4 protein-coding genes are annotated in these 6,635 nt (G+C 72.5%); all 4 read left to right on the top strand.

The features are described 5' to 3' along the window. The coding region (gene sucB / locus ACFV1J_RS34540) for a 2-oxoglutarate dehydrogenase, E2 component, dihydrolipoamide succinyltransferase (protein ID WP_385864915.1) at nucleotides 1–998 on the top strand (998 nt) is incomplete at its 5' end. Nucleotides 999–1,166: 168 nt separating this feature from the next. Continuing rightward, nucleotides 1,167–1,790: a GntR family transcriptional regulator gene (locus tag ACFV1J_RS34535; protein WP_385864913.1), complete on the top strand. Its 624-nt coding sequence runs from the start codon at nucleotides 1,167–1,169 to the stop codon at nucleotides 1,788–1,790. Nucleotides 1,791–2,086: 296 nt separating this feature from the next. Then, entirely contained in the window at nucleotides 2,087–4,783 is a 2,697-nt protein-coding gene (gene aceE, locus ACFV1J_RS34530; RefSeq protein ID WP_385864911.1) for a pyruvate dehydrogenase (acetyl-transferring), homodimeric type, read from the top strand. Nucleotides 4,784–5,564: 781 nt separating this feature from the next. After that, nucleotides 5,565–6,617, top strand: coding sequence for a helix-turn-helix transcriptional regulator (locus tag ACFV1J_RS34525; RefSeq protein WP_385864909.1), 1,053 nt, complete (start codon nucleotides 5,565–5,567; stop codon nucleotides 6,615–6,617). Nucleotides 6,618–6,635: the final 18 nt, after the last annotated feature.

Below are 6,635 nucleotides of genomic sequence, written 5' to 3'. Positions count from 1 at the left end.
CTCCGGCTCCGGCCCCCGCGCCGGCTCCGGCCGCCCCGGCTCCGGTCACCCCGGCCCCCGCCGCCGGTGAGGCCGAGGGTGCGTACGTCACCCCGCTGGTGCGCAAGCTCGCCGCGGAGAACGGCGTCGACCTCGCCACGGTCAAGGGCACCGGTGTCGGTGGCCGGATCCGCAAGCAGGACGTCATCGCCGCCGCGGAGGCCGCCAAGGCCGCCGCGCCGGTCGCCGCCCCGGCCGCGGCGCCGTCGAAGGCCCCGGCGCTGGAGGTCTCCCCGCTGCGCGGTCAGACCGTCAAGATGCCGCGGATGCGCAAGGTCATCGGCGACAACATGATGAAGGCCCTGCACGGCCAGGCGCAGCTGACCACCGTGGTCGAGGTGGACATCACCGCGATCATGCGGATGCGCAACAAGGCCAAGGACGCCTTCGCGCAGCGTGAGGGCGTCAAGCTCTCCCCGATGCCGTTCTTCGTCAAGGCCGCCGTCCAGGCGCTGAAGGCCCACCCGGTCGTCAACGCCCGGATCAACGAGGACGAGGGCACCATCACCTACTTCGACACCGAGAACATCGGTATCGCGGTGGACGCGGAGAAGGGCCTGATGACCCCGGTCATCAAGGGTGCCGGCGACCTCAACATCGCCGGTATCGCCCGCAAGACCGCGGAGCTGGCGGGCAAGGTCCGGGCCAACAAGATCACCCCGGACGAGCTCTCCGGTGCGACCTTCACGATCTCCAACACCGGGTCGCGCGGCGCGCTGTTCGACACCGTGATCGTGCCCCCGAACCAGGTCGGCATCCTGGGCATCGGCGCGACCGTCAAGCGTCCGGTGGTCATCAACCACCCGGACCTGGGCGAGACCATCGCGGTGCGCGACATGACCTACCTCGCGCTCTCCTACGACCACCGTCTGGTGGACGGCGCCGACGCCGCCCGCTACCTGACCACGGTCAAGCAGATCCTGGAGGCCGCCGAGTTCGAGACCGAGATCGGTCTCTGAGCCCCGGCAGTCGTCCGGTAGGCGTGTAGCACCAGGGGCCGGCACCGGTTCGTACAGCATCCGTACGGACCGGAGCCGGCCCTTCTGCATGCCGCCGTCCGGCCGCCGTCCCGGATAATGGCCCCCTCGCCACCAGCCGCTCGACCACCCGCTCTGAAGGAGCACCTCATGACCCCGCCCGTCGTCCATTCGCTGCGCGAGCAGATCCGCGAGCACATCCTCGAGGGGATCGTCAGCGGCCGCTGGCAGCCGGGCGAGCGGATCGTCGAGCGGCGGATCGCGGTGGAGCTGGAGGTCAGCCAGACGCCCGTACGGGAGGCGCTGCGGGAGCTGGAGTCGCTGCGGCTGATCGAGTCGGCACCCAACAAGGGCGTACGGGTCCGGAACCTGACCGCGGCCGACCTCAAGGAGAGCTACCCGGTGCGGGCCGGGCTGGAGCAGGTCGCGGCGGAGCTGGCCGCCGGGCGGCTGGCGCAGGACACCGCGGCGCTGGAGCGGGAGGTGGCGGCGCTGCGCGAGGCGGACCTGGCGGGGGACGGGGAGGCGCAGGTGCGGCACACCGTGGCGTTCCACCGGGAGATCGTGCGGGCCGCCGGGAACGCCGTGCTGCTGCACACCTGGGAGTCGCTGGGCATCGAGGTCTGGACGGCGCTGTCGATCCGGTGGTTCAGCCCGGAGCAGCGCTCGCACGCCCAGGAGCACCAGGAGATCGTGGACGCGTTCCGGCGGCGCGACCCGAAGATCGGCACGCTGCTGAAGACACACGTGCTGAGCTGCGCACCGAAGGTCTGAGCGGGTGCGCCGGGCGGGTCCGAGGGGCCCCGGCGCGGCATAGCGGAGGGCACCTCCGGGGCTGGCACCGAGTGCCCAAAATTGCGGCACCCCGTGCCGACCTGCGGTTTTTCGGCCGCTGAGCGTTGATCGATCATCGATCAGGGGCGTATCGTCTTCCGACGGGGCGCGACACCCTGCCTGCCGAAACTGCCGAACTCGCATCCGGGTGCCGTCGAGATCCCGCCGCAGCCCACGGGCGCGGCCCGGCCTCGACGGCACCCCCGAGCTACCTCCCGTCCGGAAAGGGGCCACCCATGCCCGATCCCGTGCGCCTGCCGTACAGCCAGCTCGACCAGCTCCCGGACCGCGACCCCGAGGAGACGGCCGAGTGGCGCGAGTCGCTCGACGCCGTCACCAAGGCGGCGGGCCCGCATCGCGCCGCCTACCTGATGCGCCGCACCCTGGAGCAGTCGGGGCTCGCGCTCCCCCAGCTCCTGGAGAGCGACTACCTCAACACCATCCCCACCGCCGCCGAACCCGCCGTTCCGGGTGACGAGGCGATGGAGGCCCGGATCGCCGCCTGGAACCGCTGGAACGCGGCCGCGATGGTCTCCCGCGGCGCCAAGTACGGCGTCGGCGGCCACATCGCGACCTTCGCCTCCGCGGCCTGGCTCTACGAGACCGGCTTCAACCACTTCTTCCGCGGCAAGGAGGACTCCGCCACCGGCGGATCCGGCGACCAGCTCTACATCCAGGGCCACGCCGCGCCCGGCATCTACGCCCGCGCCTTCCTCGACGGCCGCCTCACCGAGGACCACCTCGACCACTTCCGCCGCGAGGCCGGCGGCAAGGGCCTGCCGTCCTACCCGCACCCGCGGCGGCTGCCCTGGCTCTGGGAGTTCCCGACGGTGTCGATGGGCCTCGGCCCGCTGTCGGCCATCTACCAGGCGCGCTTCAACCGCTATCTGACCCACCGCGGCATCAAGGACGTCTCCGACTCGCACGTCTGGGCGTTCCTGGGCGACGGCGAGATGGACGAGCCGGAGTCGACCGCCGCACTCGCGCTCGCCTCCCGTGAGGGCCTGGACAACCTCACCTTCGTCATCAACTGCAACCTGCAGCGCCTGGACGGCCCGGTCCGCGCCAACTTCAAGATCGTGCAGGAGCTGGAGGCCCAGTTCCGCGGCGCCGGCTGGAACGTCGTCAAGACGCTGTGGGGCACCGCCTGGGACGAGCTCTTCCGGCTCGACACCACCGGCGCGCTGGCCCGCCGGCTCCGTGCGGTCCCGGACGCCCAGTTCCAGACCTACGCGACCCGCGACGCCGCGTACATCCGCGACCACTTCTTCGGCGCCGAGCCCGCCCTCGTCGAGATGGCGAGGCTGCTCTCCGACGACAAGATCCTGGAGTGCTTCCACCTCTCGCGCGGCGGCCACGAGTCGCGCAAGGTGTACGCGGCCTACAAGGCCGCGGTGGAGCACAAGGGCGCCCCGACCGTGATCCTCGCGCAGACGGTCAAGGGCTTCACCCTCGGCAAGGGTTTCGAGTCCAAGAACGCCAACCACCAGATGAAGAAACTGTCGGTGGAGGAGTTCAAGGCCATGCGCGACCTGCTCGAACTCCCCATCTCCGACAGCGACTTCACCGACGGCCAGGTGCCCTACGGCCACCCGGGCGCCGACTCCCCCGAGGTCCGCTACCTCCAGGAGCGCCGCGCGGAACTGGGCGGCCCGGCCCCGGCCCGCCGCTCCCACCCCCTCGCACCGCTGCCGGCCCCGGCCGACAAGGCCTTCGCCGCCTTCGACAAGGGCTCCGGCAACCAGTCCGTCGCCACGACCATGGCCTTCGTCCGCCTGGTCAAGGACCTCATCCGCGACAAGCAGACCGGTAAGCGCTGGGTGCCGATCGTCCCCGACGAGGCCCGCACCTTCGGCATGGAGAGCCTGTTCCCCTCCCTCGGGATCTACTCCCCCAAGGGCCAGACGTACGAGCCGGTCGACCGCGACCAGCTGATGTACTACAAGGAAGCCAAGGACGGCCAGATCCTCAACGAGGGCATCACCGAGGCCGGTTCGATGGCGGACTTCATCGCCGCCGCCACCGCGTACGCCACGCACGGCGAGACGATGATCCCCTTCTACATCTTCTACTCGATGTTCGGCTGGCAGCGCACCGCCGACCAGATGTGGCAGCTCGGCGACCAGCTCGGCAAGGGCTTCCTGGTCGGTGCCACGGCCGGCCGCACCACGCTGACCGGTGAGGGCCTGCAGCACGCCGACGGCCACTCGCCGATGATCGCGTCGACGAACCCGGCGGCGCTGACGTACGACCCGGCGTTCGCCTACGAGGTCGCGGCGATCGTCAAGGACGGTCTGCGCCGGATGTACGGCGAGACCGCCCCCGGCGAGGACCCGAACGTCTTCTACTACCTCACGGTCTACAACGAGCCGATGCCCCAGCCGGCCAAGCCCGCGGGCGTCGACGAGGGCATCGTCCGCGGCCTGTACCGCTTCAACACCGCCGCCACGGCGGGCATTTCGGTGCCCGCCAACGCCCCGGGGATCCAGCTGCTGGCGTCCGGCACCGCGATCCACTGGGCGCTCAAGGCCCAGCAGCTGCTCGCCGAGGAGTGGGGCGTGGCCGCCGACGTGTGGTCCGCGACGTCCTGGACGGAGCTGCGGCGCGACGCGATGGCGGCCGACGAGGCCACCCTGCGCGGCGAGCAGCGCACCCCGTACGTCCGCGAGGCGCTCAGCGGCGTCGAGACCCCGGTCCTGGCCGTCAGCGACTACATGCGCCAGGTCCCGGACCAGATCGCCCAGTGGGTCGAGCAGGACTACTCCTCGCTCGGCGCGGACGGCTTCGGCCTCTCCGACACGCGCGATGCGGCCCGCCGCCACTTCGGCGTGGACGCCGAGTCGCTCGTCGTCGCGGCCCTGGCCCAACTCGCCCGCCGCGGCGACGTCCAGGCCTCCGCCGTCAAGGAGGCCCGCGACCGCTACGGCTTCTGACCCGCCCGCGGACGGCGGCACCCGGCCGGCCGACACCGGCCCTCCGCCGCCCGCGGCGCGGCCCGCCCCTGGGGCGGTCGCACCACCGCCCCTCATCGGGGCACCCACACTCCCGTGCGGAGGCCACCCACCCGCGCCCGGAACCTCCGCACGGGAACCCACGGCCCGGCCGGTCACGCCCTGACCACGGCCGGGCCTTCTTTTGCTGGGGGCGGGCCCGTTCCTCCGCCCCGTACTGGCCCGCGTCCCCGAGGTGGGCGAGGCCGCGTTCCAACTCGCCGGATGCGGGCCGGTTCGGAGCGGGGCGGGATTTCCGCCTTGGGGCGGGGCCGGGGTTTTCGCCGGGGTGGGCCCGGGTTTCCGCCGCTTGCGCGCTGACGCTGCGCCGCCCTGGCCTGGCGTTTCGTCGCCCTGGCCTGGCGTTTTGCCGCCATGGCCTGGGGTTTCGTCGCCCTGGCGTTTCGCCGCCGCCCCCTGGTTTTTTCCCCGCCGCCCACCCCCCTTCGGGGGGTGGGCGGGTGTAGTGGTGCGGAATGCGCTACTCCGCGTGCGGAAGCAACCGCTCCCGCCGCGGGTGAAGGCCGCACACGGCGGACCGGACCGTACGCGACCGACCCGGACCCTACGGCCGCCGGGCCAGAACGCACGCCCCCGCCCACGCGGCCGGGCCAGAACGCACGCCCCCGCCTACGCGGCCGGCCCGGACCCTACGCGGCCCGGCCGGAACGTACGCCCCCGCCGCGGCCCCGGCGTTGTCAGTGGCCCCCGGCATCATGAAGGCATGCGTGCTGCACGGCTGATCAAGATGGTGTTGCTGCTCCAGTCGCGCCCGTCGATGACCGGCGCCGAGCTGGCGCGGGAGCTTGAGGTGTCCGAGCGTACGGTCGCGCGGGACGTGCTCTCCCTCTCCGAGGCCGGGGTGCCCGTGTACGCGGACCGGGGCCGGGCCGGTGGGTACCGCCTGATAGGCGGCTACCGCACCCGGCTCACCGGTCTGGGCCGTAGCGAGGCGGAGGCCCTCTTCCTCTCCGGAGTGCCCTCCGCGCTGCGCGAGATGGGCCTCGCGGACGCCGCCTCCGCCGCCCGGCTGAAGGTCTCCGCCGCCCTCCTGCCGGAGCTGCGGGACGCCGCCGCAGGCGCCGCCCAGCGCTTTCACCTCGACGCCCCCGCGTGGTACCAGGAGCCGGAAACCCCCGATCTGCTGCCCGCGATCGCCGAGGCGGTGTGGTCCGATCGCCGGCTCTCGGCGCGTTACGCCCGTAAGGGGAAGGACGCACAACGGACCGAAGTGCGGCGGGAGTTGGAGCCGTACGGGCTCGTGCTGAAGGCTGGCGTGTGGTATCTGGCGGCGCGGGCGGAGGGGGACTTCCGGGTGTACCGGGTGGACCGGTTCACCGCCGTCGACGTGATGGGCGACGAGCCCGGCGCCTTCGAGCGGGACGCGTCGTTCGACCTGCCGGCGTTCTGGGCCGAGCGGGCCGCGCAGTTCGCCCGCTCGATCCTCCGTGCCGAGGTGGTGCTCCGGCTCTCCGCACACGGCATACGGGTCCTGCCGTACATCACCGAGCGCGCGGCGGCCCGCGAGGCGATCGACGCCGCGCTGGCCGCCGGCGGCCCGGACGCACAGGGCCGGCTGACCGTCACCCTGCCCGTGGAGTCGGACGAGGTCGCCTACGCCCAACTGCTCGCCCTCGGCCCGGAGGGCGAGGTCCTCGCGCCCGCCGCGCTGCGTGACCGCCTCGCGGTGGCCGCCCGGCGGACGGCCACCCTGTACGACGGGACGCCGGGACGGGAGGCCCCGCATGAGATACCCAGGGGCAACTTGGCAACTTAGGTGAGGTGCCAGGTACCC

This window comes from Streptomyces sp. NPDC059649, assembly GCF_042734445.1.
GTDB lineage: Bacteria > Actinomycetota > Actinomycetes > Streptomycetales > Streptomycetaceae > Streptomyces.
The sequence above is the reverse complement of the archived record's forward strand: the minus strand, read 5'-3'. Positions and strand labels throughout refer to the sequence as shown.